The sequence below is a fragment of the Actinacidiphila paucisporea genome (assembly GCF_900142575.1).
In the GTDB taxonomy this organism is placed as follows: domain Bacteria; phylum Actinomycetota; class Actinomycetes; order Streptomycetales; family Streptomycetaceae; genus Actinacidiphila; species Actinacidiphila paucisporea.
In genome coordinates this window covers 151,771-178,352 of record NZ_FRBI01000014.1, presented here as the reverse complement: position 1 = coordinate 178,352, position 26,582 = coordinate 151,771, and the positions used below count along the sequence as shown (strand labels likewise).

The window sequence follows — 26,582 nt, the reverse complement described above, 5'->3', positions numbered from 1 at the left end:
CGGTGACGGCGTGGCGTCGGGCGTCGGCCGCGCGGACGCCGCGGGCCGTCAGAGGATCGGCTTGCCGCCGGTGACGGCGACGCGTGCGCCGGAGACGTAGGAGGCTTCGTCGGAGGCCAGCATCACGTAGACGGGGGCGACCTCGGCGGGTTGGCCCGGGCGTCCCAGCGGGACGTTGGAGCCGAACTTCTCGACGTGCTCGGGCGGCATGGTGGCCGGGATGAGCGGGGTCCAGATCGGCCCGGGGGCCACGCTGTTCGCGCGGATGCCGCGGTCGGCCAGCAGCTGGGCCAGGCTGGCGATCATGTTGGCGATGGCGGCCTTGGTGGCGGCGTAGGGCAGCAGGGTCGGTGACGGCTGGTCGCTGTTGACCGAGGACGAGCCGATGATCGACGAGCCGGGCCCCATGTGCGGGACCGCCGCCTTGGCGAGGTGGAAGAGCGCGCTGAGGTTCAGCGCCAGCGTGTGGTCCCACTCCTCGTCCGGGATCTCCTCCAGGGAGGTCCTGGTCATCTGGTACGCGGCATTGCTCACCAGCACGTCGACCCGGCCGAAGGCCTCCACGGCCTGCGCCACCACCGCCAGGCAGTGGGCGGGCTCGGAGAGGTCGCCCGGTATCAGCACCGCCTTGCGCCCCGCGTCCTCCACCCAGCGGGCGGTGTCGCGGGCGTCCTCGTGCTCGTCGAGGTAGGAGATGACCACGTCCGCGCCCTCGCGGGCGAAGGCGATGGCCACGGCCTTGCCGATACCGCTGTCGCCCCCGGTGACGACCGCCGCTTTCCCGGCCAGCCGGCCGGAGCCCTGGTAGCTGTGCTCCCCGTGGTCGGGTCGCGGCTGCATCTGCGACTCGGTGCCCGGCGGCTTCTGCTCCTGCGGGGGTTGCGTCATGGTCTGTCCCTCCTCCGGTCTTCGATGCCGGTACCCCGGGTATCGGCGTCGACACGTACGCGGGCCCTTCCCGTCCGCTGGTGTCTCGCCGGCCGGAACAGGCCGGCGATCCTTGTGAACGCTGCTGCCCAGCGGGGCCGGGAGGATTCCACCGACCGCGACTCGATCCTTTCCGGCCGACCGGGAACGATCCCGCCGGTGCCGACCAGGAGACCATCCCTGCCGGCCGACCCGGGAACGATCGGTGCGGGACGTCCTGCCTCCCGGCCGGCGCCGCCTCGTCCGGCGCGGCGGGCTCGGGCGCTACGCGGCGGGCTCGGGCGCTATGAGATTGAGCAGTTCCTCCGTGCCGCCCCGGGCGAGTGCGGCCCGCTGCCTCACCGCGCCTGTGCCCCCTTCGAGCAGCCGCTGCACGCCGGCTGCCACCCGGTCGAGGTCGCCGAGTTCCTTCAGCGCCGGGGTGGTGCGGTCCAGCAGGGTGCCGACCACGTCGGCGGCGGGGGCGGGCGTGCGGGTGCGGGGGTCGACCAGGTCGGCGTTCAGGCCGTGGCGGGCGGCGTGCCAGCCGGCTGCCTGGAGGAGGCTTGCCGGCGGGTCCAGGGGGCGGGAGCCCCGGCGGCCCTCACGCAGGGCGGTCACCACCAGCGCGCGGGTGAGCCCGGCTATGGTGACCGCGCTCTCGACGTCCAGCTGCACGTCGGGGGCCCGGACTTCCAAGGTCGGGTACTCGTCGGAGAGCCGGGCGTGCCAATAGAGCTGGTGCCGGTCGGCGATCACGCCGGTGCCCAGCAGGGCGCCGACCCGCTCCTCGTAGTGGGCGGCGCCGGAGAAGAACGGCGGAGGTCCGCTGACGGGCCAGCGGCCGAAGACCACCGTCCGCCAGCTGGCGAAGCCGGTGTCGCCGCCGTCCCAGAAGGGGGAGTTGGCGCCCAGGGCCACCAGCACCTGCAGCCACGGGCGCAGCCGGCCGAGCGCGGCGGCGCCGGCGTCGCGGTCGGGCACGGCCACATGGACGTGCATCCCGCAGATCAGCTGCTCGTCGACCAGTTGCGCGGCGGTCGCGCGCATCTCCCGGTACCGCTGCGTCCCGGTCACCGGCACCGCCGCCTCGGCCATGAGGGGCGCCCCACCGGTGGCAGCCAGCCGGCAGTCCACCCGGCGTGCAGCGGCGCCCACCGTCTGCCGGAACCTTGCCAGATGCGCGGCGACCTCGTCGAGACCGGAGCACACCGGTGTAGCCACCTCGACCATGGCCTGGAGCAGCTCGGTGTCGATCTCGTCGCGCTCCAGCCCGGGCTCGCGCTCCGCTGCCTTCTGCAGTTCGCCGACCCGCGGTGCCGGGAGCCCGGTCCGCCGGTCGAGCAGCAAGTATTCTTCTTCTACCCCGAGGGTCACGCCTGTCGTCATAGGCGCCGATTACCCCCGATCAGCCTCGTCACCGTCCCAGGGACGGCATCCACCACCGCGTGGGGTCCGGAGCGGACGTCCCGCAGCGGCCGTATCTCAGTGGTGGCCGTGAGCGGTGTCCGACGCCCCGCCGAAGAGGCGGGCGACGGCGCGGAAGGGGAGGGTCACGACCGTGGCGACAGCACTGCCGATGGTGCTCAGAACATCTGCGATGGCCTTCAGCACTGTGTGCACCTTCCTTCAGGAACAGCGGTTTACGGGCGCCGCTTGGGTGCCTTCACCTCTTCGGTTACCCAAAAAGCAGCGACGCATGGGCCGGGCGCCCGACCACTGTAAGGGCGAATGCCCTGGTAGTCGGTGCCTTTCATCGCTTCGCCGACCCAGTGCGTGACGGCGTCGTGGTCCGCGATCCCGGACCACCTCTCCGCCACCTCCTCGGGCCCGCCCCCAAGGCCGGGCTTCGCGGTTGTCAGTGCAATGTCCCGCTTGTCCGCCGATCCCGCCGCTGCGGCGGGTGCGGGCCGGGGCCGCCGGCGGGTGGTTGGCGGACGCATGGAAGTGCAGGCCGGGGGCACGCGCCCTGGTGATCGCCGCCCCAGTGGCGGCGGGCCGCAGGTGCGCCGAGTCTGGAGGAATGCCGGTTCGGCGCCCGGCGGAGACCTGAGTAGCCGAACCCCGCTCCCCGCCGGAGGTACCCCATGACGACTGCTGCCGTGAGGCCCGCCGACCTCGGCTTCCTGTGGACGCTGCCCGGGGTGTACGCCCCCCAGGAGGACACCCGCCTGCTCGCCCGGGCACTGCTCGCCGAGGGAGTGACGGCGGGCATGGACGTCCTGGACGTCTGCACGGGCAGCGGCGCGCTGGCCGTGCTGGCGGCCCGCATGGGCGCCCGGGTCTCGGCCACCGACATCTCCCGGCGCGCGGTCCTGACCGCCCAGCTCAACGCGGCCCGCGCGCGGCAGCGGGTGCAGGTGCGCCGCGGCGACCTCTCGGCCCCGTGGGGCGGCCGGACCTTCGACGTGGTGGTGAGCAACCCCCCGTACGTCCCCGCCCGGGGCAGAAGGCCCCCCTTGTGGGGCCGTGCGCGGGCGTGGGACGCCGGCCGGGACGGCCGGCACGTGGTGGACCGGATCTGCGCGCACGCCCCGCGTCTCCTGCGGCCGCACGGCGTCCTGCTGATGGTGCACTCCGGCCTGTGCGGGACCGACACGACGCTCCGGCAGCTCACCGCGGCGGGACTGACCTGCTCGGTCACCGACCGGGCGTACGTGCCCTTCGGCCGGGTGCTCACGCAACGGCTGCCGTGGCTTCGCGCCCAAGGGCTGATCGGCCCCCACGAGGACAAGGAAGAACTGGTGGTCATCCGTGCCGAACGAAGCTGACCGCGCCCGGCGCGTCACCGTCGACCGGGACGGGCCCGTGCTGGTGGAGGGACCGGTGGAGGTCGTCGCCGAGGACGGCACGGTCGCCACCTCCGACCGCTTCGTGGTCGCCCTGTGCACCTGCCGCCGCAGCCGCGCCTTCCCCTGGTGCGACACCAGCCACCGCGCCCGCACCAGGCCCCCGGCCGCCACGCGCCGCGACCACCCCCGCGACGACGACCCCGCCCACGACCACGACGACCACGGCCGTGACGGGCAGGCGTCCGACCAGCGGCCCGAGGGAAAGCCATGACCACGATCGCCACCGACCGCCCCCGTTCAGAACCGGCCCTGCCCGACCCCCGCGGGCCGCTGTCGGCCGGCCTCACTGCCGCGCTCACCACGCCGGGGCTGCCCGCCCCCGGCGTGGACGTGGCGAGCGCGGCCGACCCCTACGGCGAGGATCTGCAACTGGCTCTCTACCTCTGCTACGAGCTGCACTACCGCGGCTTCGCCGCCGTGGCCGAGGACCGCGAGTGGGACCCGGCGCTGATGCCGCTGCGCCGGGAGATGGAGAGCCGCTTCCTCGGCGCCCTGCGCGCCGACGTCCCGGCGGGCCGCGGCACGGACGAGGCCTTCGGCGAGCTGCTGGTGGAGTCCACCGACCACCACGGCAGTCCCGCCTACCACCTGGAGCACCACGGCGAGCTGTGGCAGCTGCGCGAATACGCGGCCCTGCGGTCGCTGTACCACCTCAAGGAGGCCGACCCGCACGCCTGGGTCATCCCGCGCCTGCGCGGCCGGGCCAAGGCCGGCATGGTCGCCATCGAATACGACGAGTTCGGCGCGGGACGGGCGGAGAACATCCACGCGCAGCTCTTCGCCGACCTGATGACGGACCTGGGCCTGGACACCGCGTACGGCCATTACCTCGAGTCGGCGCCGGCGGTCGCGCTCGCCACGGTCAACATGATGACGCTGTTCGGGCTGCACCGGTCGCTTCGCGGGGCGCTGGTCGGGCACTTCGCCTGCGTCGAGGTGACCTCGTCGCCCGGTTCGCGCCGCCTTGCCGCGGCCATGCGCCGCACCGGGGCGGGCCCTGCCGCCGAGCGGTTCTACGCCGAGCACGTGGAGGCCGACGCCGTGCACGAGCAGGTCGTCCGCCGCGAGGTGATCGGCGGGCTGCTCGCCGACGAACCGCACCTGGAGGCCGATGTGGCCTTCGGCGCGGACGCCACCGTCTTCCTGGAGGACCGGCTGGCCGCCCACCTCCTGGGCGCCTGGCGGGCGGGCCGGTCCGCTCTGCGGACCGGCTGACGCCTGATGCGGCCGCGGGCACCCGCGGCCGCGTCGGGCGCTCAGATGCTCTCGTTGTGGCCGAGGGCCGCGGCCAACCGGACCTCCACCTCGGTGAGCCGGGCGCGGTCCGCGGCCAGGGCCGCGTAACGCCAGGAGACACCGTCGGGCGGCGCGTCCGCGTAGAGGATCACGCCCTCGCTGTCGCCGGCCCGGAAGTCCAGTCCCGCCGCGGCGAGGTGGCGGGCCGTCGCGTCGAAGGAGAGCCCCGCGGCGGCGCGGATCTTTCCGATGGACCACGTCGGCGCCGCCCGCCCCCCACCTGCGAGCCGGGTCACCATGGCGTGCGCCGTGGTGGTCGCCGTGCGCCGCACGTTGCATTCGAGGGCGTACAGCGTGCCGTCGGCGGCGCAGACGGCGTCCAGGCTGTAGGGGCCGCGGTAGCCGTCGGCTGCCAGCTCGCGCCCCAGATCGCCCGCCCACCGGGCCAGTTCCTCCCGCGCGGGCGCCGGCAGTCCGGCCAGGGGTGAGACGTACCCCGCGAAGGAGCCGCCGCTCATGCGCATCTCGCCGTCGAAGACCACGTCGACCTGTGTCGCGGTGGCATGCCCCTGGGCGCTGACAGCCCGCGTGTGGTCGACGTATCTCTCGACCACCCAGCGGCTGTCCGCGGGCGGCGGCGGCTGCGCCGGCGGTTCCCCGCGCGCCACGAAGTGCAGGCCGTGGCCGCCCGCCGACCGGTCGGGTTTGACGACCACCTTCTCGTACGTTTCCAGCAGCCTGCCGATCCGCCCCGGCAGTTCGGCGCCCGAGCAGGCAGTCCCGGCGGGCAGCCGCATGCCGAGCCGGGCCGCGACCTCCCGGAAGCCGGACTTGGTGTTCAGCTCCGCCACCCTGCGCAGGATGTGCGGCAGCGGCGCGTCCGCCGCGTAGAGGTCGATGGCGATCCCGAGATCGGCGGCCAGGGCGGCGGATGCCTCGTCCAGCGCCGTGGGAAGAAGCCGCGCTCCGGGGCGCTCGCGGACCAGGGTGCGCAGCGTCTCCAGCAGCCCGTGTACGGCGAGGGCCTCGGCCATCGGCACGCCCGGGGCGTCCGGCACGGTCAGGACGGTCACGGAACCGTCCGGCATCCCCAGCCGGTCGAGGGCGTAGCGGCAGAAGGCGTCGCTGAGCGGGGCCGGCACCACCAGCACATCACCCGGACGGGCGAGCCAGATCTTGCGTGGTGCCTGTTCCGACCACGTGCGCAGGGCGGACGCCTCGCTCAGGTCGACCGCGAGCGGCGAGACGAAGTTGGCGAGGATGACGCGCGGACCGGGCGGCTCCGGCTCGGCGGTCACGGCAGCAGGCCTTGTACGGCCGGCGTCCGGCTGCCGTCCGGCCGGGGGGTTGAGCCTGCGGACATGGTGGACACCGGTCCCTTCCTTCACGGCTTGCACGGGCTTGTGCGGGCTTGACGGCTGGGCGGCGCCGCTTGCCCGCCTTGGTGAACGGGCGGCACTGGCACACCGGCTCCGCCCGGCTCGGCGGCCGGTGTGCCCCGCGCTGGCGAAGGGGAGGCACACCGGCGGCCGGTCAGACGGCGGGGATGAAGCGGTTCCAGGCGCGGTGCCGGGCCAGCAGCTCCCGGACCTGCTCCAGGACGGTGCCGGCGCTGTCGGCCGTCACCACGCCGGGGGCGCCGCCGGCGATGCCGGCCGCTTCCAGGGCCGCCGCCCCGCCGGCCCAGGCGCCCAGCGCCTTGCCGTGGCGGTAGGCCTCGGTGAGCATCAGCAGTACCCGCGGGTCGATGCCCGCCGCGCCCGCCACCGCGTCGTCCACCTTGGCGTCCCGGGCGCCGTAGGCGTCGGCGCCAGGAGCGGGCGCGCCGGCGACGAGGATGGCGTCGAATTCGGTGGACCGGGCGGTCGCGAAGGTGCGCTGCGCGGTCACGGTCTCGTCGCCGGTGCCGACCTCCCCGCCGGTCGGGGCGATCACCAGCGGGACCATCCCGGCGTCCAGGACGGCCTGGCGGACCTCGCGGACGCCGTCCAGGCCCTGGTCGGGCGCCGTGACGATGCCGATGATCCGGCCGTCCAGCGGCCAGCTGTCACCCAGCTGCGACAGCGCGGGACTGGGCTGCGGGTCGGTCAGGGCCGCGGTGGGCTCGGGGGCGGGCAGTCCGAGGCCGGCGGCGACCTGGGCGCACAGGTCGGCGTCGATGTTGGCCAGGACGAGCAGCGCCCGCTCCTTGATCGCCTGCTCGTAGCACTTGTTCAGCTCGAAGGTGTAGGCGGAGACGATGTGCTCGCGCTCGGTGGGCGTCATGCTCAGCCAGAACAGCCGGGGCTGGGTGAAGTGGTCGTCGAAGGAGGCCGCCGCGTCGCGTACCTTGCGGCCGGCCGGCACGTCGGCGGGGACCTCGATGTAGGCGCCGGTGTCGGCCCCGGCCAGGAACGGGCAGCCGCCGTCGAGGGAGTTGGGCCGGTAGGGCGCCACCCCGCGGTGGACCGCGGTCTGGTGCATGCCGTCGCGCAGCATGTCGTTGACCGGCGCGTGGGTGCGGTTGATCGGCAGCTGACCGAAGTTGGGGCCGCCCAGCCGGGTGATCTGGGTGTCGAGGTAGGAGAAGAGGCGGCCCTGCAGCAGCGGGTCGTTGGTGACGTCGATGCCGGGCACGAGGTGGCCGACGTGGAAGGCGACCTGCTCGGTCTCGGCGAAGAAGTTCGACGGGTTGGCGTTGAGGGTGAGCAGGCCGACCGGCTGGACCGGGGCCAGCTCCTCGGGGACGATCTTCGTCGGGTCGAGGAGGTCGATGCCCTGGAACATCTGGTCGTCGGTGTCGGGGAAGGTCTGCACGCCCAGCTCCCACTGCGGGTACGCGCCGGCCTCGATGGCGTCCGCGAGGTCGCGGCGGTGGAAGTCGGGGTCCATGCCGGCGGTGATCTGGGCCTCCTCCCACACCAGGGAGTGCACGCCGAGCTTCGGCTTCCAGTGGAATTTCACCAGCGTGGTGGCGCCTTCCGCGTTGACCAGCCGGAAGGTGTGGACGCCGAAGCCCTCCATCATCCGGTAGGAGCGCGGGATGCCGCGGTCGGACATGTTCCACATCGTGTGGTGGGTGGCCTCGGTGTGCAGGGTGACGAAGTCCCAGAAGGTGTCGTGCGCGCTCTGCGCCTGCGGAATCTCCCGGTCCGGGTGCGGCTTGCCGGCGTGGATGACGTCGGGGAACTTGATCGCGTCCTGGATGAAGAACACCGGGATGTTGTTGCCGACGAGGTCGAAGACACCTTCCGAGGTGTAGAACTTGGTCGCGAAGCCGCGGGTGTCGCGGACGGTGTCCGCCGAGCCGCGCGAGCCGAGCACGGTGGAGAAGCGGACGAAGACCGGCGTCTCGACGTCCTTGCCGAGGAAGGCCGCCTTGCTGATCCCCTCGGCGGTGCCGTAGCCCTGGAAGACGCCGTGCGCGGCGGCCCCCCGCGCGTGCACCACCCGCTCCGGAATCCGCTCGTGGTCGAAATGGGTGATCTTCTCCCGCAGGTGGTGGTCCTGCAGCAGGACCGGCCCGCGCGGGCCCGCCTTCAGCGAGTGGTCCGTGTCGTACAGCCGCGCCCCCTGGGCGGTCGTCAGGTATTCGCCGGCCTGGGCGACCTTGTCCTGCGGGGCGCCGGTCTTCTGGCCGGTGGGGCTGTACGTGTCAGGACCGCGCTGGTCCGGCTTGGGCGGCAGCGGGCCGCGCGGCTCGGTCGGCTCCTCCACCGAGGGCGCTTGCGGTCCGGGGGAGCCGGGGATCTCGTTGCCCGTTCCCATCGCGTTGCGCACGGTCTCCGCCACCTTGTCGGCGGTCGCCGCCACGGGGTTCTTCTTCTTCGCAGTCACCTTGTGCTTCCGATCCGTCTGGGGAGGGCGCCGCCGCGTGCGGCGGCACGGCTCTGCCGCGGGCGTCGCGGGCAGGCTGTCCCTGCCGGGTACCCGGGCGGCCACCTTCGATACGCATGGACTGCTCCATCCGGCGGTCGGGCCGTTCCGGACGGCGCCCGAGCCCCCGGCTGCCCGGCGAGGGCAGGCTGACCAGGGAGGCAGCGGGGTGCGCGGGCGGCCCCTCCGGTGCCGTTTGCCCGCATCCGCCTGGGGCACCCGAGGCCGGAGGGACGCGAGCCGCCTGGGCCTGGACCGCTCGGCTGCCGCGTCGTCCGCGGACGAGCGAGGAGAGCTGCATGCGTGCGACCGTCTGGCACGGCAAGCGGGACGTCCGGGTCGAGAACGTCCCCGACCCCACCATCCAGGAGGACACCGACGCTGTCATCCGCGTCACCTCGTCCGGCCTCTGCGGCTCCGACCTGCACCTTTACGAGGTCCTCGCGCCGTTCATGACCCCGGGTGACATCCTCGGGCACGAGCCGATGGGGATCGTGGAGGAGACCGGTCCCGCGGTGAAAAACCTCAAGCCCGGTGACCGGGTGGTGGTGCCCTTCCAGATCGCCTGCGGCTCCTGCTGGATGTGCGCCAAGGGCCTGCCGACCCAGTGCGAGACCACGCAGGTCACCGAGCAGGGCATGGGCGCCCGGCTGTTCGGCTACACCAAGCTCTACGGGGCGGTGCCGGGCGCGCAGGCCGAGTACCTGCGGGTCCCGCAGGCGCACTACGGGCCGATCAAGGTGCCCGACGGGCCGGCCGACGACCGCTTCGTGTTCCTGTCCGACGTGCTGCCGACGGCCTGGCAGGCGGTGCGGTACGCCGACGTGCCGGAGGGCGGCACGCTGGTGGTGCTGGGCCTGGGACCCATCGGCGCGATGGCCTGCCGGGTCGCCCGCCACCTGGGCGCCGAGCTGGTGATCGGCGTCGACCTGGTGCCCGAGCGCCTGGAGCGGGCCAAGCTCGACGGCACGGTCACCCTCGACCTGGCGGCCTTCGACTCCCCGGACGCCCTCACCGACGCGGTCAAGGAGCTGACCGGCGGCCGCGGCGCGGACAGCGTCATCGACGCCGTCGGCACGGAGGCCCACGGCAGCCCGGTCGCCAAGCTCGCCCAGGCCGCCACCGGCCTGCTGCCCGCGAACTGGGGCCAGAAGCTCATGGAGACCGCGGGCGTCGACCGGCTCAGCGCGCTCGAGACGGCGATCACCCTGGCCCGCAGGGGCGGCACGGTCTCGATCAGCGGGGTCTACGGGGGAGCCGCGGACCCGCTGCCGATGATGACGATGTTCGACAAGCAGCTGACCCTGCGGATGGGCCAGGCGAACGTCCGGCGCTGGAGCGACGAGATCCTCCCGCTGCTCACCGACGACGACCCGCTCGGGGTGGACACCTTCGCCACCCACCACATGCCGCTCGACAGCGCCCCGGACGCGTACGCGATGTTCCAGAAGAAGGAGGACGGCGCCATCAAGGTGCTGTTCCGCCCCTGACGGACCGTCCTGAGAGGAAGCCCGCATGACGACCAGGCAACGACCCTTCGCCGCGGAATCCCTGGCGGGCCTGTCCGCCGTGGTGACCGGCGGCTCCCGCGGACTCGGCCTGCTCATCGCCGGCGAGCTGGCCGCCCGCGGCTGCACCGTCACGCTCGCGGCCCGCGGCGCGGGCGAACTCGACCGGGCCGCGGCCGGACTGCGCGCTGCCGGCACCGGTGCGGGAGAGGTACGCACCGCCGTGTGCGACGTGCGCGAACGCGACCAGGTGGACGCGCTGTTCACCTCGGTCGCGGAGGCGTGCGGCTCGGTGGACGTCGTGGTGGCGAACGCCGGGATCATCCAGGTGGCACCGGTCGCGGCGATCGGGGCCGAGGAGTTCGACGACGCCATGGGCACGATCTTCGGCGGCGCCGTGCACACCGCCCTGAGCGCGCTGCCGCACCTGCGGCGCAGTGCGGCGGGCGGCCGGCTCGCCCTGATCGGGTCGGTCGGCGGCCTGCTGGGGGTGCCTCACCTGCTGCCGTACTCGTGCGCGAAATCCGCGGTGGCCGCGCTCGCCGAGGGACTGCACGCGGAGGAGGCGGCCAACGGGGTGACGGTCACGGCCGTGCATCCCGGCCTGATGCGTACCGGCTCGCACCTCCACGCCGAGTTCGGCGGGGACAGCGGCCGGGAATTCGCCTGGTTCTCGGCGCTGGCCGGCACCCCGCTGGTGTCGATGGACGCGGAGAGGGCCGCCGCCCGCATCGTCGGGGCGGTCCAGCGCCGGCGGGCCCGTATCGTGCTCACCCCGGCGGCGAAGGCGGCCGACGTGCTTCACGGGATCGCGCCGGGCACGGTCACCCGGCTGTCGGGCCTGGCCGCACGGGTCCAGCCCGACGCGTCGGGGGCCCGGGGCGAACTGAAGGAGGGAAGCGCGGTCAGGACGTCGGAGGCCGGTCTGGCCGGGCGCCTGCGCAAGTGGGGGAGCGCGCTGAACGACCGGGCGTCGGCCCGCTTCAACCAGTAAGGCCGCCGCCGGACCGCCGCCGAATCAGAGTTCGCGGCGGTCGCGGGGTTCGACGTACGGCTCCTCCTCGGCGGGATGACCGCCTTCGACGGCCCGTGCGCGCTCGGTCTCCGCATTGAACTCCAGGCCCAGCAGGAGCGCGATGTTGGAGATCCAGAGCCATACGAGAAAGATGATGACGGCGGCGAAGCTCCCGTAGGTCTTGTTGTAGCTGCTGAAGTTGGCCACGTAGACCGCGAAGGCGGCGGAGGCGACGAGCCAGAGGCCGACGCTCAGCAGGCTGCCCCGGGTCACCCATCTGAAGCCGTGCCGGACATTCGGCGCCGCCCAGTGCAGGACCGCGACCACGAGGGCGAAGAGGACGACGAGCACCGGCCACTTGGCGAACTTCCACACGGTGACCGCCGTGTCGCCCAGGCCCAGGACGGACCCGGTCCTGCGGGCCAGCCTCCCGGTGAAGACGATGCCCACCGAGATGGCGGCCAGCATGACGACGGTGAAGACCGTGATGGCGAGGCGGGTGGGGAGGGCCTTCCACACCGGGCGGCCTTCCCCGACGCGGTAGACGGTGTTGCCGGCCCGCATGAAGGCCGCCACGTAGCCGGACGCGGACCACAGGGCGACGGCCACGCCGACGATCAGGGCGACCACGGCGCTGCCCTGGTTGCCCTGCACCTGCCGCACGATGCTGTTCAGGACGGTCCGCACCGTTCCGGGCGCGAGGGTGGCGATGTTGTCGGTCAGCGACTTCACCGCCGAGGGGCCCAGCAGGCCCACGATCGACACCAGGGCCAGCATCGCGGGAAAGATCGCCAGCACGCCGTAATAGGTGAGCGCGGCGGCCATGTCGGGGAGATTGTCGGCCTTGTACTGCTTGAGGGTGCGCCTGAGGACATTCCGCGACGCGCCCTTCGGCAGATCCGACGGTTTCGCGGGCGCTTCCGCACGCTGCGCGCCTTCGCTGGCGGCGTCGTCGCGCCCCGGGTCGTCCTCCATCCCGCAGAATCTACCCTTTTGGTCGGCACTCGGCCGGTTGGTGCGGCCGGGCCGGGCCCGGCATTCCGACCCGGCCGTCGGTTTCACCCGCATGCGCCGTCCCGCGGTGTGCACGAGGACTTCCGGGGAACCCTGGAAGCCGACGGCTGTCGCCGCAGCCGGCCGAGGCGTGAAAGGCGGGACCATGGGTGTGCGGACCTGGATTCAGGACTGGCCCGTCTACCGGCAGCTGACGGGGGACGATCCGCTGGGTAGGGGCGCGGCCGCCATGTCGGCGCGGACCCGGGCACTGCGGCCGCGCACCGGGACCGCGGACCGGGTGGTGAAATCGGTGTGCCCGTACTGCGCGGTGGGGTGCGCGCAGAACGTCTACGTCAAGGACGAGAAGGTCGTGCAGATCGAGGGCGACCCCGACTCGCCCGTCAGCCGCGGCCGCCTGTGCCCCAAAGGCTCGGCGACCCTGCAGCTCACCACCGGCAGCGCCCGCCGCCACCAGGTGCTCTACCGCCGCCCGCACGGCACGGACTGGGAGCCGCTGGACCTGGAGACGGCCATGGACATGGTCGCCGACCGGGTGATCAGGACCCGCCGCGAGACGTGGCAGGCAGAGCAGGACGGCGTCCGGGTCAACCGCACGCTGGGGCTCGCCAGCCTCGGCGGCGCCACCCTGGACAACGAGGAGAACTACCTGATCAAGAAGCTCTTCACCGGTCTCGGCGTCGTCCAGGTGGAGAACCAGGCACGCGTCTGCCACAGCTCGACCGTCGCCGGCCTCGGGACGTCCTTCGGACGCGGCGGCGCCACCACCTTCCTGCAGGACCTGCAGAACGCGGACTGCATCGTCATCGAGGGCTCGAACTTCGCCGAGGCCCACCCGGTCGGCTTCCAGTGGGTGATGGAGGCCAAGGCCCGGGGCGCCACGGTCATCCACGTCGACCCGCGGTTCACCCGCACCAGCGCGCTCGCGGACCTCCACGTGCCGATCCGGGCGGGCAGCGACATCGCCTTCCTCGGCGGCATCATCCACCACGTCCTGGAGAACGAGGCCGACTTCCGCCCGTACGTCCTGGAGTACACCAACGCGGCGATGATCGTCGGCGAGGACTTCCGCGACACCGAGGACCTGGACGGCGTCTTCTCCGGCCTCCACGAGGAGACCGGCCACTACGACGTGACCAGCTGGCAGTACGAGGGGACGCAGGTGCAGGCCCCGTCCGGCGAGTCCGACAAGCTCTACGACGAGCGCACCCACTCCGGCCACTCGGTGTCCACCTCGGGGCAGTCCGAGTCGCACGGCTCCGGCGGCGCCGCCGTCTCCGGGCAACCGCACCGCGATCCGACCCTGCGCGACCCCCGCTGCGTCTACCAGATCCTCAAACGCCACTACGCCCGCTACACCCCGGAGATGGTGCACGAGGTGTGCGGCATCCCTCCCGAGACCTTCGAGAAGGTCTGCCGCGCCCTGGTGGACAACTCGGGACCCGACCGCACGTCGGAGTTCGTCTACGCGGTGGGCTGGACCCAGCACACGGTCGGCTCGCAGTACATCCGCGCGGCCTGCATCCTGCAGCTGCTGCTCGGCAACATCGGCCGCCCGGGTGGCGGCATCCAGGCGCTGCGCGGCCACGCCTCCATCCAGGGCTCCAGCGACATCCCCACCCTCTTCAACCTGCTGCCCGGCTACCTGCCCATGCCGCACGCGCACCGGCACGAGGACCTCGACTCCTTCATCGAGGCCTCGAAGACCGACAAGGGCTTCTGGGGCAACATGCGCGCCTACATGGTGAGCCTGATGAAGGCGTACTACGGTGACGCCGCCACCGCCGCCAACGACTTCTGCTTCGACCACCTGCCGCGGCTGACCGGTTCGCACTCGACGTACGAGACGGTCCTGGCGCAGCTCGACGGGACCTGCAAGGGCTACTTCCTGATGGGGGAGAACCCCGCGGTCGGCTCGGCCAACGCCAGGATGCAGCGGCTCGGCATGGCGGAGCTGGAGTGGCTGGTGGTGCGCGACTTCTCCCTCATCGAGTCCGCGACCTGGTGGAAGGACGGCCCGGAGATCGAGACCGGCGAGCGGCGGACCGAGGACATCGCCACCGAGGTGTTCTTCTTCCCCGCCGCCGCCCACACCGAGAAGTCCGGGTCCTTCACCAACACCAACCGCTGGATCCAGTGGCACCACACCGCCGTCGAACCCGCGGGCGACGCCCGCAGCGACCTGTGGTTCATGTACCACCTCGGCCGCCGTATCAAGGAGCGGCTCGCCGCCTCCACCGACCCCGTCGACCGGCCCGTGCAGGACCTCGCCTGGGACTACCCGGTCCACGGGCCGACCGCGGAACCCGACGCCGAGGCGGTCCTCGCCGAGATCAACGGGTACGGCCCGGGCGGTGAGCCGCTGAGCGCCTACACCGAACTGCGGGACGACGGCTCGACCAGCTGCGGCTGCTGGATCTACTGCGGGGTCTACGCGGACGGCGTCAACCAGGCCGCCCGCCGCAAACCGCACACCGAGCAGGACTGGGTGGCCGCCGAATGGGCCTGGGCGTGGCCCGCCAACCGGCGCATCCTCTACAACCGCGCCTCCGCGGCCCCCGACGGCACCCCGTGGAGCGAGCGCAAGGCCTACGTGTGGTGGGACGAGGAAGCCGGGAAGTGGACCGGGCACGACGTCCCCGACTTCGTTCCCGACCGGCCGCCCACCTACGAACCGCCCGAGGACGCCACCGGCCCTGACGCGCTCAGCGGCGTCGACCCGTTCATCATGCAGGCCGACGGCAAGGGCTGGCTCTTCGCACCCGCCGGCCTGGTGGACGGCCCGCTGCCCACCCACTACGAGCCGCAGGACTCGCCGGTGCGCAACCCGCTGCACGCGGACCAGCAGCGCAGCCCCGTCCGGCAGGCCTTCTCCCGCGAGCACAACAGGTTCCACCCCAGCGGCGACGAGCCCGGTTCCGACGTCTACCCGTACGTGGTCACGACCTACCGGCTGACCGAGCACTTCACCGCCGGCGGGATGACCCGCTGGTCGCCGTACCTGGCCGAGCTGCAGCCGGAGATGTTCTGCGAGGTCTCGCCGGAACTGGCCGTGCAACGCGGCCTGGAGCACGCGGGGTGGGCCACCGTGATCACCGCCCGCGGCGCCATCGAGGCCCGCGTGCTCGTCACCCGGCGGATGGCGCCCCTCACCGCGGGCGGGCGCACCGTCCACCAGATCGGCCTGCCCTACCACTGGGGCCCCAACGGATACACCACGGGCGACGCGGCCAACGAGCTGTCCGCCATCGCGCTGGACCCCAACGTGCACATCCAGGAGGTGAAGGCGCTGAGCGCGGACATCCGCCCCGGCCGGCGCCCGCGCGGACCGGAACTGCTCGACCTGGTCGAGAGCTACCGGCAGCGGGCCGGCATCGACGAGAACACCGGGACGGAGGTCAGGGGATGAGCTCGATCATCGGCCGCAACCTGCTCGCCGGCGCGGAAGCCGACCCGGCGGGCGACGCCGGCCACGGCGCCGACCATCCCGAACGCGTCGGGTTCTTCACCGACACGTCCGTGTGCATCGGCTGCAAGGCCTGCGAGGTCGCCTGCAAGGAGTGGAACGCCGTCCCCGAGGACGGCCTGGAACTGACCGGGATGTCCTACGACAACACCCAGGGGCTCGGCGCCGACACCTGGCGGCACGTGGCCTTCATCGAACAGGACAAGCCGCTCGGCCACGCCGTGACCGGCGTCGACCCCGGCGGCGTCGACCACAGCGGAGTCGACGTCTTCGCACTCGCCGCCGGGACGACCGCGCCCGCCCCGCCGCGGGAGCAGGCCGAGGTGCCCACGCCGGACGGGCGTACGGAACTGCGCTGGCTGATGGCATCCGACGTGTGCAAGCACTGCACCCACGCCGCCTGCCTCGACGTCTGTCCCACAGGGGCGCTCTTCCGCACCGAGTTCGGCACCGTCGTGGTCCAGGAGGACATCTGCAACGGCTGCGGCTACTGCGTCCCGGCCTGCCCTTACGGTGTCATCGACCAGCGCAAGGAGGACGGGCGGGTCTTCAAGTGCACCCTGTGCTACGACCGGCTCGGCGAGGGCATGGAGCCCGCCTGTGCGAAGGCCTGCCCCACCGACTCCATCCAGTTCGGCCCGCTCGACGAGCTGCGCGAGCGCGCGGCGGCCCGGCTCGGGCAACTGCACGACGCCGGCGTCGCGGACGCCCAGCTGTACGGCGAGAGCCCGCAGGACGGAGTCGGCGGCGACGGCGCCTTCTTCCTGCTGCTGGACCGGCCCGAGGTCTACGGCCTGCCGCCCGACCCGGTCGTCACCACCCGCGACCTGCCCTCCATGTGGCGGCACGCCGGCGCCGCCGCGGCGACCCTGCTCGGCGGCCTGGCCGCCGTCTTCGCCCTGCACCGCGACTACCGGAAGGCCCGATGATGAGTGGTTCCGGTGTCGACAGGGACGGCGTGTACGGCGAACGGCCCGGCCGCGAGGCCGTGGTGGGAGGCGAGCAGAGCGTGAGCGACCGGCCGCCGTCCGGGACGCCGTCGGAACGCGGGCCCGGCCGGCGGCGCGGGCGGCGGGGCCGCAGGGGCGAGCGGCTCATGGTGCCGGAGGCCGAGTTCACCTCCTACTACGGCCGACCGGTCATCAACGCGCCCACCTGGTCGGCCCGTGACATCGCCGGCTACTTCTTCCTCGGCGGCCTCGCGGGCGCCGGCTCCGTGCTGGCCGCCGGCGCCGAGCTGACCGGGCGTAAGGCGATGGCCCGCGCCCTGAAGGTCTCCTCGCTGGCCGCGATCAGCGGCTCCGGCGCCCTGCTCGTCCACGACCTCGGGCGGCCCGCGCGCTTCGCCAACATGCTGCGCGTCTTCCGCCCCACCTCGCCGATGAACATGGGTTCGTGGCTGCTGACGGCGTACGCCCCCACGGCCGGTGCGGCGGCCGTCCTCGAAGCGGCCGGCCGGCTGCCCCGGATCGGCCGTGCCGCCACGGGCGGCGCCGCCCTGCTCGGCCCCGCCGTCGCCGCGTACACCGCGGTGCTGATCGGCGACACCGCGGTACCGGCGTGGCACGACGGCCACCGGGAGCTGCCGTTCGTCTTCACCGGGTCCGCGGCCGTCGCGGCAGCCGGTATGGCACTGATCGCCTCACCCGTCGCCGAGAACGGCCCCGCGGTCGGCGCGGCGGTCTTCGGGACGGCGCTGGAGTCGGCCGCGTCCCGGATCATGGAGCGCCGCCTCGGGTTCGTGGGGGAGCCCTACCAGCAGGGGAAGAGCGGCCGCCTGAAGCGCGCCGCGCAGGGGCTGTCGGCCGCGGGCACCGCCGGCGCCCTGCTGTGGGGGCGCCGCAACCGGATCGCGGCCGCGCTGAGCGGAGCCGCGCTGCTCGCCGCGTCGGCCTGCACCCGCTTCGGCGTCTTCCAGGCCGGGGTGGCCTCCGCCGAGGACCCCAAGTACACGGTGGTGCCGCAGCGGGAACGGCTGCGGAAGCAGGCCGCCGGCGACGCCTGAGAGAAGCGGTCCGGCGGCCGCGAAGCCCCCGGGCGCCGTCCGGTGGGCGACGACGTGCCGCCGTGCGCCGACCGGCGCTCAGGAGCCGAGGATGTCCGCGGTGACCTCGGCCAGCGTCCGGCCGGTCGCGAAGGCGCGGGCACGCATCAGGGCCAACGCCGTGGCCACGCTGGTCCGCTTCCTGGCGGCCACGACGCTGACGGCCTGGTGCGTGTCCGACCAGTGGGCGCGGACGACGTCCGACGGCTCCCAGCTGGGGTAGTCGTCGTCCTCCAGCAGCATCCGCTGCGTGGGAAGCAGCGCCAGCGCCGCGGCTTCCGCGGCCTCGGCGGCCTGCTCGACGGCGTCCGCCGGCATGCCTCCCGGGGCGCGGCAGGCGAAATCCACCGAGCCGAGGACGTAGTCGCCGAACCACAGCGGGAAGGCGTGGACGGCCGCGACGTCCGGACACCGCTCGTGCAGGGCGGCCACGAACAGCGGCCAGCGTCCGGCCGCCGCCGGCAGATCGGTCGCGTGGACGGGCTCTCCCGTCGAGGCGGCCTCGATGCACGGCCCCTCCATCACGGTGAACTGCACCTCTTCGAGCACCCTGGCCATCTCGTTCGACGCACACAGCAACTGGCGTGACGGGGTGTCGGTGAGCAGGGACATCGTCACGGCGTCCACCGGCAGCCCGCGGGACAGCGCCTCGCACAGCCGCCGGGGCACCTCCACGGGCGGGCAGTCCGCCGTGGCCCGGCGGATCACCCGTGCGAGGTGCAGTCGGTCGTGCATCGGGTCCACCCCTCCTCGGCCACTGCCTGACGCGCCTGTCACCGGATACCCGGGTTCCCCCGGGCCACACCGCGGCCGGGAGCCCTCACGCCTCGACGAGCAGTCCGGCGCGCAGTTTCGTGTAGATCCCGGTCAGCAGGCGGGAGATGTGCATCTGGGAGTAGCCGAGTGCGTCGCCGATCTCCCGCTGCGTGCACTCCTCGCCGAAACGCATCCTCAGCACCCGCTGCTCCCGCTCGTCGAGGCGGGCCAGCAGCGGTGCCAGGGAGTGGCAGTTCTCGAACAGTTCCAGCGCGGGGTCCTCCGCGCCGGTCACCCGGCTGAAGAGTTCGGCCCCGCCCCCGTCGTCGGTGCCCGGCTCCTCGGCGGGCGCGTCCAGGGACGCGGCGGTGTAGCCGTTCGCGGCAGCCATGGTGTCGGCGACCTCGGCTTCTTCGAGGCCCATCTCCTCTGCCAGCTCAGCCAGCGTGGGCCTGCGCGCCAACCGCGCCTCCAGTTGCTCCTTGGCCTTCGCCAGCTCCAGCCGCTGCTCCTGGAGGCGGCGCGGCACATGCACCGCCCACGTGGTGTCGCGCAGGTGCCGCATGATCTCGCCGCGGATGGTCGGCAGTGCGAAGGTGGGGAACTCCACCTCCCGTGACAGGTCGAAGCGGTCGATGGACTTGATCAGACCGACCACACCGCTCTGGAAGATGTCGTCGGCCTCCTCCGCACCGCGGTGGCGGAAGCGGCGCACGGCGAACCGCACCAGCGACAGGTTCATCTCGATGAGCGTGTTGCGCACGTACTGGTACGCGGCGGTGCCCTCCTCCAGCGTCCGCAGCCGGTGGAAGAAGGCATACGACAGCTCCCTCGCGTCCTTGGCCGCCACCCTTCCCGCGTCGGTTATCAGGGGCAGCCCCAGAGCGTGCGACCGGTGTGCTCCAATGCCGGGCGGTGACACGTCGGCCGGCGCTGCCGGCTCGGACGCGGCCTTGTGGGACCAGGCGTACTGAGTCATGTGGTTCCTCTCTGCGGCCGCCGCGTCGCCGCCCGGGCGCGGCCCGGCAGGAGAGGACGGACCAGAGGCGCCCGTGCTCCCCCGCGAACCGCCGATCCGGGCGGTCGACGCCGCTCGCACGGAGACTGCCGGGGATCCGCTTCATAGCCACCCTGTGCCGTCAGGCACCGGCTCTCTACCTGCCGGTGCCGTACGGCGCTCGCGCATGCCTGCGCCGGGCTACCGCGGGAGTGCCTCTGGTCCGAAGCACACCATTCGCCTTTCCGGCCCGGCCCCCGGCAAACGTCAGCCGTCCCGGCCCGGCCCGCGGGCCCGGCCGGAGCCGCCGGTTCAGATGGCCTCCCTGATGGCCGACAGCTCCGCGTCGAGTGATCGCCGGATGTGCGAGGCGTCGACGTGGGCCCTGCCGCGGATCTTGCCGACGAAGTAGCCGATCTCCCTGGCGGGCAGGAGCACCCGCGCGGTGAACGACGACGTCATGCGCAGCTCCACGGCCGGCGTGGTTCCCCGCGCCGGGACCGGCCGGACTCTGAGGTCTCCTTCGCCGGCCGGGGCGACCAGGCCCTGGGCCAGGATCTGCCAGGCGAAGGTCCAGGCGGCCTCGACGCCGTCGGGCCCGCACAGCACCATGCTCACCGCCAGCGGGTCCCGGGGCCGGTAAACCAGCTCGGCGGCCACCGGCACGAGGTGCTCCTCGGACAGCATCAGGTAACCGGTGGTGGCTGTTCGCACCGGACGGTTGTCGATGGGCACTGCCGTACCGCCTCGTCTGTGTCGGGGTGCAGCGCCAGTGGTTCAGCGCACGGCACCGGAGGGGGTGCCTGCCGTCCGAAGCACCAAACTGCCGCGTGCCTGCCCCGATATGAGAGCGGGAAACACACGGGTCGGGTGGGTCAGGGCCGGGCGACGGTCAGCGGGGGCTGTGCCGGCCGGGGTGGCGGGACGGTCGCGTTCGCGCCCGCCGTGCGGCACCGCGGGAAGCGTCCGGTCGATCGTCCGGTCGCGGACAGCCACGGGCCACGGCCTGCGTGCCGCCCATCGTCGCGCTGACCCGCAGCGCCCGGCTCAGACCGGCGGCCCGGAAGACGCGCCGCGCCAGCGGATGGCGCGCCACGACGCAGAGCGCGGCGCCCTGCGCGAGCGCGCTTTCCCTCAGGCGCATCAGCAGGTGGAGCGCGGTGGTGGTCACCAGGGGCGTACGGACGTCGATGACCACGACTTCCACGTCGCGGGCGCGCAGCCGCCGGACCAGGTCGCGTTCGACGCGGTCTTCGGTCTCGGGATCGACGGCTTCGGTCAATTCCATGACCAGACAGGCGTCAGCACTGCCGGAATGACTCACAAACGACACGTAAACACCACCAAAGACAGGATCGGCCCAGCGGGCCGCTTCCTGACCTCGAACATCAGTATGCCCCGTGCGCGGTGCGGGCGGGGCGCGGGACGGTGACGACCCGCGGCGCGGAGGGGCACTTGCACGGTCTCGGCGCACGTGGCGGGACCCGGCCTGCCCGTGGGTTCCGCACGCCGACCGGTGGCCGCACTTCGCCGCGCTCGCCACCGGCCTGGGCGTCCGGGGCGCCTACGCCTTCCTTCCCGTGACCGCGGGGCGGGCGCCGGTCGGCGTGCTCACGCTCCTGGCCACCGAGGCCGGCAGGTTTCCCGCGGACGACCTGCCCCTGGTCTCGTCCCCGGCCGCGGTCACCCCCGGCAGCGCGCCGGATGAGCCGGGAGGGGCCTTCGCCGGTCGGAGGGCCGCGCGCGGAGGACCAAGCCTCCACGACGTCTGCGCGGACCTCGTCGGCCGCTTCGCGGGCCCGCTCTAGGCCGCGCCGTCCGGTGCGCCGCCCATCGCGCGGAGCATGCCGGCCCCGCCGGTGCGCAGGAAGCGCGCCAGGAGGGCCGCGGCCAGCAGGAGGAAGGCGATGTTGAGCCAGGTGGTGTAATCCCACGTCACCCCCTGCGTGGGGATCTCGGCGTCGGCCTGGTCGGGGATCAGGCCGAGGCCGCCGAAGAGCGACTCGACGACGTATCCGGCGACGACCATGGCCGCGTAGAAGGTACCGAGCAGGAAGAGCGTCATCCGAACGCCGTAATACTTCCGGTAGATGTTCAGGATGGGCAGGATCAGCAGGTCGGCGAAGAGGAAGGCGATGACTCCGCCGAAGCTGATGCCGCCCTTCCACAGGACGACCGCCAACGGCACGTTCCCGATCGAGCACACGAAGGACAGCATCGCCACCAGCGGCCCGACCAGCGGGCCCCACACCTTCGAGGCGAACGGATGGCCCGCGAAGAAGAAGTGCCGCCAGAAGGAGTCGGGGACCCATGCGGCGATGGCGCCGGCGATGAGCAGCCCGATGACGAGGTCGCGGAGGATCGCCGCCCACTCCATGACGAAGACCGCGGCGACCGCGGTGAATCCCTCGCCGGAGGCGAGCCGCCGCACGAAGGAGCCGCTCCCGGCTACGGACATGTCCATCGCCGCGTGGCCCTCCATGGACCCGGACAGGCCCCGGCCGGCCTGCTCCCTGGCCTCGCGCAGCAGCGTGTCCCGCAGGAGCAGGCGGAAGAGCACCGCGAGCAGCACGATCATGACCGGCCCGCCCACGAACTCCGCGGCCGTGAACTGCCACCCCATCAGCAGCGCCAGGATCACGCCCAGCTCGACCACCAGGTTGGTCGAGGCGATCTCGAAGGCCATCGCCGCGGTGAAGTCCGCCCCCTTGCGGAACAGCGAGCGGGCCAGTGCCACAGCGGCGTAGGAGCACGACGAGGACGCGACCCCGAGCGCCGAGGCGGTCGCCAGCGTACGCGGCCGGTCGTCACCCAGCAGGCGTACGACCGTGGACCGGCGGACCACGGCCTGGACGACGGCGGACAGGACGAAACCGAGGATGAGGGCCCAGGTGATCTCCCAGGCCATCGAGCCGGTGATGGACAGCGCGTGCACGATCGGTTCCACCGCCTCGCCGTTCCCCGTGCGGGGGCGCCCGACACCTGGGGGAGCGCGGCCGGGCGCCCAGGCGGCCCGCGAGGGAGGAACCGTTCCGGGCGATCGGTTACGCCGTCGTGCGGCGCGATCCGCCGTATGTCACGCTGGGCCACCCCGCGGGGGCGCAGCCGGAGCTGCTGCTGCAGAAGGTGCCCGAGCGCAAGGAGGGCAAGAACCGCATGCACCTGGATCTGCGCGTGAGCGCGCTGGAGGACGAGCTCGGCCGCATGCTGGGGCTCGGTGCCCGCCGTCTGGCGGGCCCTTCGACGACCAGGGCTGCCTGACCGCCGTTCTCGCCGATCCGGAGGGCAACGAGTTCTGCCTGATCGAGACCGGTGGGCAGCCGCAGGGGACGAGCGAGGAGTGCCCGATGGTTTCTGAGGACATGCCGGGCAGTGGCGACGCGGGCGAGCGGCCCCCCGGGGCCCTGATCGTCGTGGACATGCTCAACGATTACCAGCATCCCGACGCGGACCTGCTCGTCCCGTCCGTACGCGAGGTCCTGCCGGCGGTGCGGACCGCCATCGACGCCGCGCGCGAGGGCGGCGTCGAGGTGATCTACGTCAACGACAACTTCGGGCGCTGGCGCTCCCACCACGACGAGCTGCTCGACACCGTGCTCAAGGGCCCGCACGCCGATCTCGTCGAGCCGGTCGCACCGGACGACGACTCCCTCTTCGTCGTCAAGGCCCGCCATTCGATCTTCTACGAGACCCCGCTGGAGTATCTGCTGCGGCAGCTCGGGATCGGGCACATCGCCCTGTGCGGGCAGGCCACCGAGCAGTGCATCCTCTACTCGGCGCTCGACGCGCACATCCGGCACATCGACGTCACCGTGGTCCGGGACGCGGTGGCCCACCTGCACGCCGACCTCGCGGACGCGGCGCTGCGGATGATGCGGGAGAACATGGGGGCGCGACTCGAAAAGGCCGCCGACCTCGCTTTCTGAGGGGTGGCGGCGCAAACTCCCTGTCGGACCCCGGACCCCGGACCCCGGACCCCGGACCCCGGACCCCGGACCCCGGACCCCGGCTCCCTGCCGGACCCCGTGGGCCTGCCGCCGTTTAGCGGCCGCCCGGATGGAAACCCGCAGGGCGGTGGTGCGCCCGCGCCACCCACGCGGCACCGAGGGAGTGATCATCGTGAAGGCTGTTGTGTGGCATGGGATCGGGGACATCCGCCTCGACGACGTGCCGGAGCCGAAGGTCCAGGAGGCCACCGACGCGATCGTACGGATCACCACCTCCGCGATCTGCGGCACGGACCTGCACTTCGTCCGCGGCACCATGCCGGGGATGGCTGCCGGGAGGATCCTCGGGCACGAGGCCGTGGGCGTGGTCGAGGAGGTCGGCTCGGGCGTGCGGAACTTCCGGCCCGGCGACCGCGTGGTGGTGCCCTCCACCGTGGGCTGCGGCAGTTGCTCGTACTGCCGCGCCGGGTATTTCGCGCAGTGCGACCGGGCCAATCCCGGCGGCCCGCAGGCCGGGACCGTCTTCTTCGGCGGCCCCGAGGCGGCGGGCGGCCTGGACGGTCTCCAGGCGGAGTACGCCCGGGTCCCCTACGCGCACGTCGGGCTCGTCCCGCTGCCGGACTCGGTGGACGACGCGCAGGCGGTGCTCCTGTCGGACATCTATCCCACCGCGTGGTTCGGGGCGAAGCTCGCGGAGGTCGGCACCGGCGACAGCGTCGCGATCTTCGGCGGGGGCCCGGTCGGACAGGCGGCCGTCGCGTGCGCCCGCCTGCAGGGCGCGACCCGGATCATCCTGGTCGACGGCCTGCAGGACCGGCTGGAGCTGGCGGCCCGGCAGCACGCGGAGGTCGTCGACTTCAACGCCGAGGACCCGGTGGTGGCCATCAGGGACCTCACCGGCGGTAGCGGCGTCGACCGGGTGATCGACGCGGTCGGCGTGGACGCGCAGCGCCCCGCGCACGGACCCGCGGCGGAACAGGCCGACGAGCGCGCCGGCCAGGACCGGCGCGAGAGCCGGCAGGCAGCCCCGGAGAGCCGGCCCCGCGGCGACACCTGGGTGCCCGGGAATGCTCCGTCGCAGGCGGCCCGCTGGGCCGTCCAGGCGGTGGCGAAAGCCGGCACGATCGGCACCGTCGGCGTCTATCCGCCGCAGGTCGAGACCTACCCCTTCGGTCAGGCCTTCATGAAGAACCTCACCCTGAAGACCGGGAACTGCAACCACCGCGCCTACCTGCCGCACCTGGTCTCCCTCGTCGCCACCGGCGCGCTGGACCCCACGCCGCTGGTGACGCGCTGGCCCGACCCCGTCGACGCGATCGAGGCGTACGCCTCCTTCGACCGCCGCGAGTCGGGATGGGCCAAGGTGGCACTGGAATTCGGTGGCGAGGGCGGCATGCCGCCGGGCTCCGGCGAACACGCCGGCTCGGGCGCGGCCACCACCGCCGGCGGATCCCGGTCCACGGGCTGACCTCCCCGCGTACGGGAACGGGCGCCGCGGAGCAGGGCCGCACGCGGCGGTCACCTGCTCCGCGGCGCCCGCTCCTTTACGCACGACGGTTCGGGCCGGAGTGGGACGTCAGTCCTCACCGCGGACGATCGCGGAGTCGTCCCCTTCGGGGTAGCGCCAGCCGTCGCCCGTGGCGCGCGCCGGCAGGCTCACGCGTGGTTCGCCGGTGTGCCGGTGAGCTGTCCGCTGGGCGCGGTCCGCAGGTCGCTTTGCCGCAGAGTCCGCCGTTCGGCCCTTCTCGGTCATCTTTCCTCGTCTTCCCTCTGACGCGTCCTTGCGTGCTCGGCAGGCGCGGACGCGCCGCTTGTCGCTCGTCTCGTCAGGTCGTAGTCCTGTCGTCTGACCGGATCGGGGCGGCCGAAACCGCTTCGCTCCCGGCCCCTGCCCGATGCCCGCGGGCGCTGCGCACAGGGCATAATCGTGTGCGAGGTCAGGAAGCGGCCCCCAGGATTCTTCGTATCTTCTGTGGGGTTTTCGTGGTGTTTGTGAGTCGGCGCACCTCAGGTGGCGCCTGTCCGGTCACGGAGCTGACCGAACCCCCGGTCCCGCCGCCGGACACGGTGTCGAAGGTGCAGCCGCCCGGCGCCCGTGCCTGCGTGCCGCCGGCCTTCCGTCCCCGGCCTGCTCAGGCCCTCTCCCGACAGTGACCCGCGCGGTCCACGGCGGCCCGGTTCCGGCCGTCCGTCTGTGGTTCCGTCCGCCCGGCTTTGTGCCTAGTGCAGAACGAGTTGACGATGACAGAGACGCCGTTTGTGCCCGCGGTGGACGTGACCGCGCTACTGCTGGATACCGACACCCTGGACGCCTTCCTGGGCGCCCTGGCCCACCACGCCCTGGACCTGGCACCGAACGCCACCGGATGCGGGGTGACCCTGGAACGACAAGGCCGCCCCGTCACCGTCTCCAGCGCCGGACCCACTGCCACCGAACTCGACGAAGCCCAATACGGCCAGGACGACGGACCCTGCCTCCAAGCCATGCGCACCGGCACCACCATCAGCGTCCCCGACACACTCAACGAAAAACGCTGGGGCACCTACCCCGCCTACGCCGCCACCCACGGCGCCCGCTCCTCACTCTCCCTCCCCATCGCCCCCCACACCCACACCGCCGGCGCCCTCAACCTCTACGCCCCCCACCCCCACGCCTTCGACACCACCGACCACCAACCACTCCACCTACTGGCAGCCCAAGCCACCGGCGCCATCGCCCTGGCCCAACGCCTCTCGGACGCCCGCCAATTCACCGACGACCTCCACACCGCACTCCAATCACGCACCACCATCGACCAAGCCATCGGCATCATCATGGGCCAACAACGCTGCACCCCCGACCACGCCTTCACCATCCTCCGCAGCGCCTCACAACACCGAAACACCAAACTCCGCGACCTCTGCGCCGAACTCATCACCACCACCACCGGCCAACCCCCCGCCGCCACCCCACTCCACCCCCGACCCTGACCCACCCGAGTGGCTG

General features: G+C 72.9%; 23 protein-coding genes. 12 read left to right on the top strand and 11 right to left on the bottom strand.

The annotated features are described in order from the left end of the window. Positions 1–48: 48 nt before the first annotated feature. The 3 genes from BUE44_RS21605 to BUE44_RS39305 form a co-directional block, all read right to left on the bottom strand. Entirely contained in the window at positions 49–888 is an 840-nt protein-coding gene (locus BUE44_RS21605; RefSeq protein ID WP_073500612.1) for an SDR family oxidoreductase, read from the bottom strand. Positions 889–1,191: 303 nt separating this feature from the next. Further along, positions 1,192–2,295, bottom strand: coding sequence for a carboxylate-amine ligase (locus BUE44_RS21600; protein WP_073500611.1), 1,104 nt, complete (start codon positions 2,293–2,295; stop codon positions 1,192–1,194). A gap of 96 nt (positions 2,296–2,391) precedes the next feature. Continuing rightward, positions 2,392–2,520 carry an LPFR motif small protein gene (locus tag BUE44_RS39305; RefSeq protein ID WP_265737165.1) on the bottom strand — a complete coding sequence of 43 codons (129 nt, stop codon included), beginning with the start codon at positions 2,518–2,520 and terminating at the stop codon, positions 2,392–2,394. A 473-nt stretch (positions 2,521–2,993) separates the two neighbouring features. Here BUE44_RS39305 and BUE44_RS21595 point away from each other — a divergent pair, with 473 nt between their 5' ends. The 3 genes from BUE44_RS21595 to BUE44_RS21585 are packed head-to-tail and all read left to right on the top strand — an operon-like array spanning position 2,994 to position 4,973. Then, positions 2,994–3,677, top strand: a complete 684-nt coding sequence (locus tag BUE44_RS21595; protein WP_073500610.1) for a HemK2/MTQ2 family protein methyltransferase — start codon at positions 2,994–2,996, stop codon at positions 3,675–3,677. Then, positions 3,661–3,969, top strand: coding sequence for a CDGSH iron-sulfur domain-containing protein (locus BUE44_RS35900; protein ID WP_079189934.1), 309 nt, complete (start codon positions 3,661–3,663; stop codon positions 3,967–3,969). Before BUE44_RS21595 ends, BUE44_RS35900 begins: the two co-directional genes overlap by 17 nt. Continuing rightward, a complete protein-coding gene (locus BUE44_RS21585) occupies positions 3,966–4,973 on the top strand; it encodes an iron-containing redox enzyme family protein (RefSeq protein WP_073500609.1) in 1,008 nt (335 codons plus the stop codon). The genes BUE44_RS35900 and BUE44_RS21585 overlap by 4 nt, the downstream gene beginning before the upstream one ends. 41 nt (positions 4,974–5,014) lie before the next feature. Here BUE44_RS21585 and BUE44_RS21580 read toward each other — a convergent pair whose 3' ends face one another. Both BUE44_RS21580 and BUE44_RS21575 read right to left on the bottom strand, forming a co-directional pair. Further along, complete coding sequence (locus tag BUE44_RS21580; protein WP_073500608.1) at positions 5,015–6,292, bottom strand: preATP grasp domain-containing protein; 1,278 nt, start codon at positions 6,290–6,292, stop codon at positions 5,015–5,017. A gap of 235 nt (positions 6,293–6,527) precedes the next feature. Next, complete coding sequence (locus tag BUE44_RS21575) at positions 6,528–8,741, bottom strand: catalase (RefSeq protein ID WP_079189944.1); 2,214 nt, start codon at positions 8,739–8,741, stop codon at positions 6,528–6,530. Between the two features lie 407 nt (positions 8,742–9,148). Between BUE44_RS21575 and BUE44_RS21570 the strand changes: the two genes are divergently transcribed. Further along, positions 9,149–10,339 (top strand): zinc-dependent alcohol dehydrogenase, encoded by a 1,191-nt coding sequence (locus BUE44_RS21570; RefSeq protein WP_073500606.1) that lies wholly within the window; start codon positions 9,149–9,151, stop codon positions 10,337–10,339. Between the two features lie 25 nt (positions 10,340–10,364). Then, positions 10,365–11,351 carry an SDR family NAD(P)-dependent oxidoreductase gene (locus BUE44_RS21565; protein ID WP_073500605.1) on the top strand — a complete coding sequence of 329 codons (987 nt, stop codon included), beginning with the start codon at positions 10,365–10,367 and terminating at the stop codon, positions 11,349–11,351. A 24-nt stretch (positions 11,352–11,375) separates the two neighbouring features. On the opposite strand, the gene BUE44_RS21560 is transcribed toward BUE44_RS21565, so the two are convergent. Beyond that, complete coding sequence (locus BUE44_RS21560; RefSeq protein ID WP_235002326.1) at positions 11,376–12,347, bottom strand: YihY/virulence factor BrkB family protein; 972 nt, start codon at positions 12,345–12,347, stop codon at positions 11,376–11,378. Positions 12,348–12,531: 184 nt separating this feature from the next. On the opposite strand from BUE44_RS21560, the gene fdh reads away from it, so the two are divergent. Genes fdh through nrfD form a run of 3 tightly spaced genes read left to right on the top strand, consistent with a single transcriptional unit; the run spans position 12,532 to position 17,857 of the window. Then, on the top strand, positions 12,532–15,795 hold the full coding sequence (gene fdh / locus BUE44_RS21555; RefSeq protein ID WP_073500604.1) for a formate dehydrogenase: 3,264 nt from the start codon (positions 12,532–12,534) through the stop codon (positions 15,793–15,795). Then, the gene (locus BUE44_RS21550) at positions 15,792–16,781 is read left to right on the top strand and encodes a 4Fe-4S dicluster domain-containing protein (protein ID WP_073500603.1); all 990 of its coding nucleotides are present in this window, start codon (positions 15,792–15,794) and stop codon (positions 16,779–16,781) included. The genes fdh and BUE44_RS21550 overlap by 4 nt, the downstream gene beginning before the upstream one ends. Continuing rightward, positions 16,781–17,857, top strand: a complete 1,077-nt coding sequence (nrfD, locus tag BUE44_RS21545; RefSeq protein WP_073500602.1) for an NrfD/PsrC family molybdoenzyme membrane anchor subunit — start codon at positions 16,781–16,783, stop codon at positions 17,855–17,857. The genes BUE44_RS21550 and nrfD overlap by 1 nt, the downstream gene beginning before the upstream one ends. Before the next feature lie 78 nt (positions 17,858–17,935). On the opposite strand, the gene BUE44_RS21540 is transcribed toward nrfD, so the two are convergent. From BUE44_RS21540 to BUE44_RS21515, 5 genes are all read right to left on the bottom strand, one after another. Then, positions 17,936–18,631, bottom strand: a complete 696-nt coding sequence (locus tag BUE44_RS21540) for a GAF domain-containing protein (protein ID WP_143172541.1) — start codon at positions 18,629–18,631, stop codon at positions 17,936–17,938. Positions 18,632–18,716: 85 nt separating this feature from the next. Then, the gene (locus BUE44_RS21535; RefSeq protein WP_079189932.1) at positions 18,717–19,631 is read right to left on the bottom strand and encodes a SigB/SigF/SigG family RNA polymerase sigma factor; all 915 of its coding nucleotides are present in this window, start codon (positions 19,629–19,631) and stop codon (positions 18,717–18,719) included. Positions 19,632–19,961: 330 nt separating this feature from the next. Beyond that, on the bottom strand, positions 19,962–20,363 hold the full coding sequence (locus BUE44_RS21530; protein WP_143172540.1) for an SsgA family sporulation/cell division regulator: 402 nt from the start codon (positions 20,361–20,363) through the stop codon (positions 19,962–19,964). 178 nt (positions 20,364–20,541) lie between these two features. Next, the gene (locus tag BUE44_RS21525; RefSeq protein ID WP_143172539.1) at positions 20,542–20,973 is read right to left on the bottom strand and encodes an STAS domain-containing protein; all 432 of its coding nucleotides are present in this window, start codon (positions 20,971–20,973) and stop codon (positions 20,542–20,544) included. Positions 20,974–21,453: 480 nt separating this feature from the next. Continuing rightward, positions 21,454–22,596, bottom strand: a complete 1,143-nt coding sequence (locus BUE44_RS21515; protein WP_073500599.1) for a permease — start codon at positions 22,594–22,596, stop codon at positions 21,454–21,456. A gap of 107 nt (positions 22,597–22,703) precedes the next feature. Between BUE44_RS21515 and BUE44_RS38640 the strand changes: the two genes are divergently transcribed. From BUE44_RS38640 to BUE44_RS21495, 4 genes are all read left to right on the top strand, one after another. Further along, complete coding sequence (locus tag BUE44_RS38640) at positions 22,704–22,910, top strand: VOC family protein (protein ID WP_235002325.1); 207 nt, start codon at positions 22,704–22,706, stop codon at positions 22,908–22,910. Positions 22,911–22,996: 86 nt separating this feature from the next. Beyond that, complete coding sequence (locus tag BUE44_RS21505; protein WP_235002323.1) at positions 22,997–23,575, top strand: isochorismatase family cysteine hydrolase; 579 nt, start codon at positions 22,997–22,999, stop codon at positions 23,573–23,575. Between the two features lie 193 nt (positions 23,576–23,768). Further along, the gene (locus BUE44_RS21500; protein WP_073500642.1) at positions 23,769–25,064 is read left to right on the top strand and encodes a zinc-dependent alcohol dehydrogenase; all 1,296 of its coding nucleotides are present in this window, start codon (positions 23,769–23,771) and stop codon (positions 25,062–25,064) included. Positions 25,065–25,837: 773 nt separating this feature from the next. Continuing rightward, positions 25,838–26,566 (top strand): GAF and ANTAR domain-containing protein, encoded by a 729-nt coding sequence (locus tag BUE44_RS21495; RefSeq protein ID WP_073500598.1) that lies wholly within the window; start codon positions 25,838–25,840, stop codon positions 26,564–26,566. Positions 26,567–26,582 lie beyond the last annotated feature (16 nt).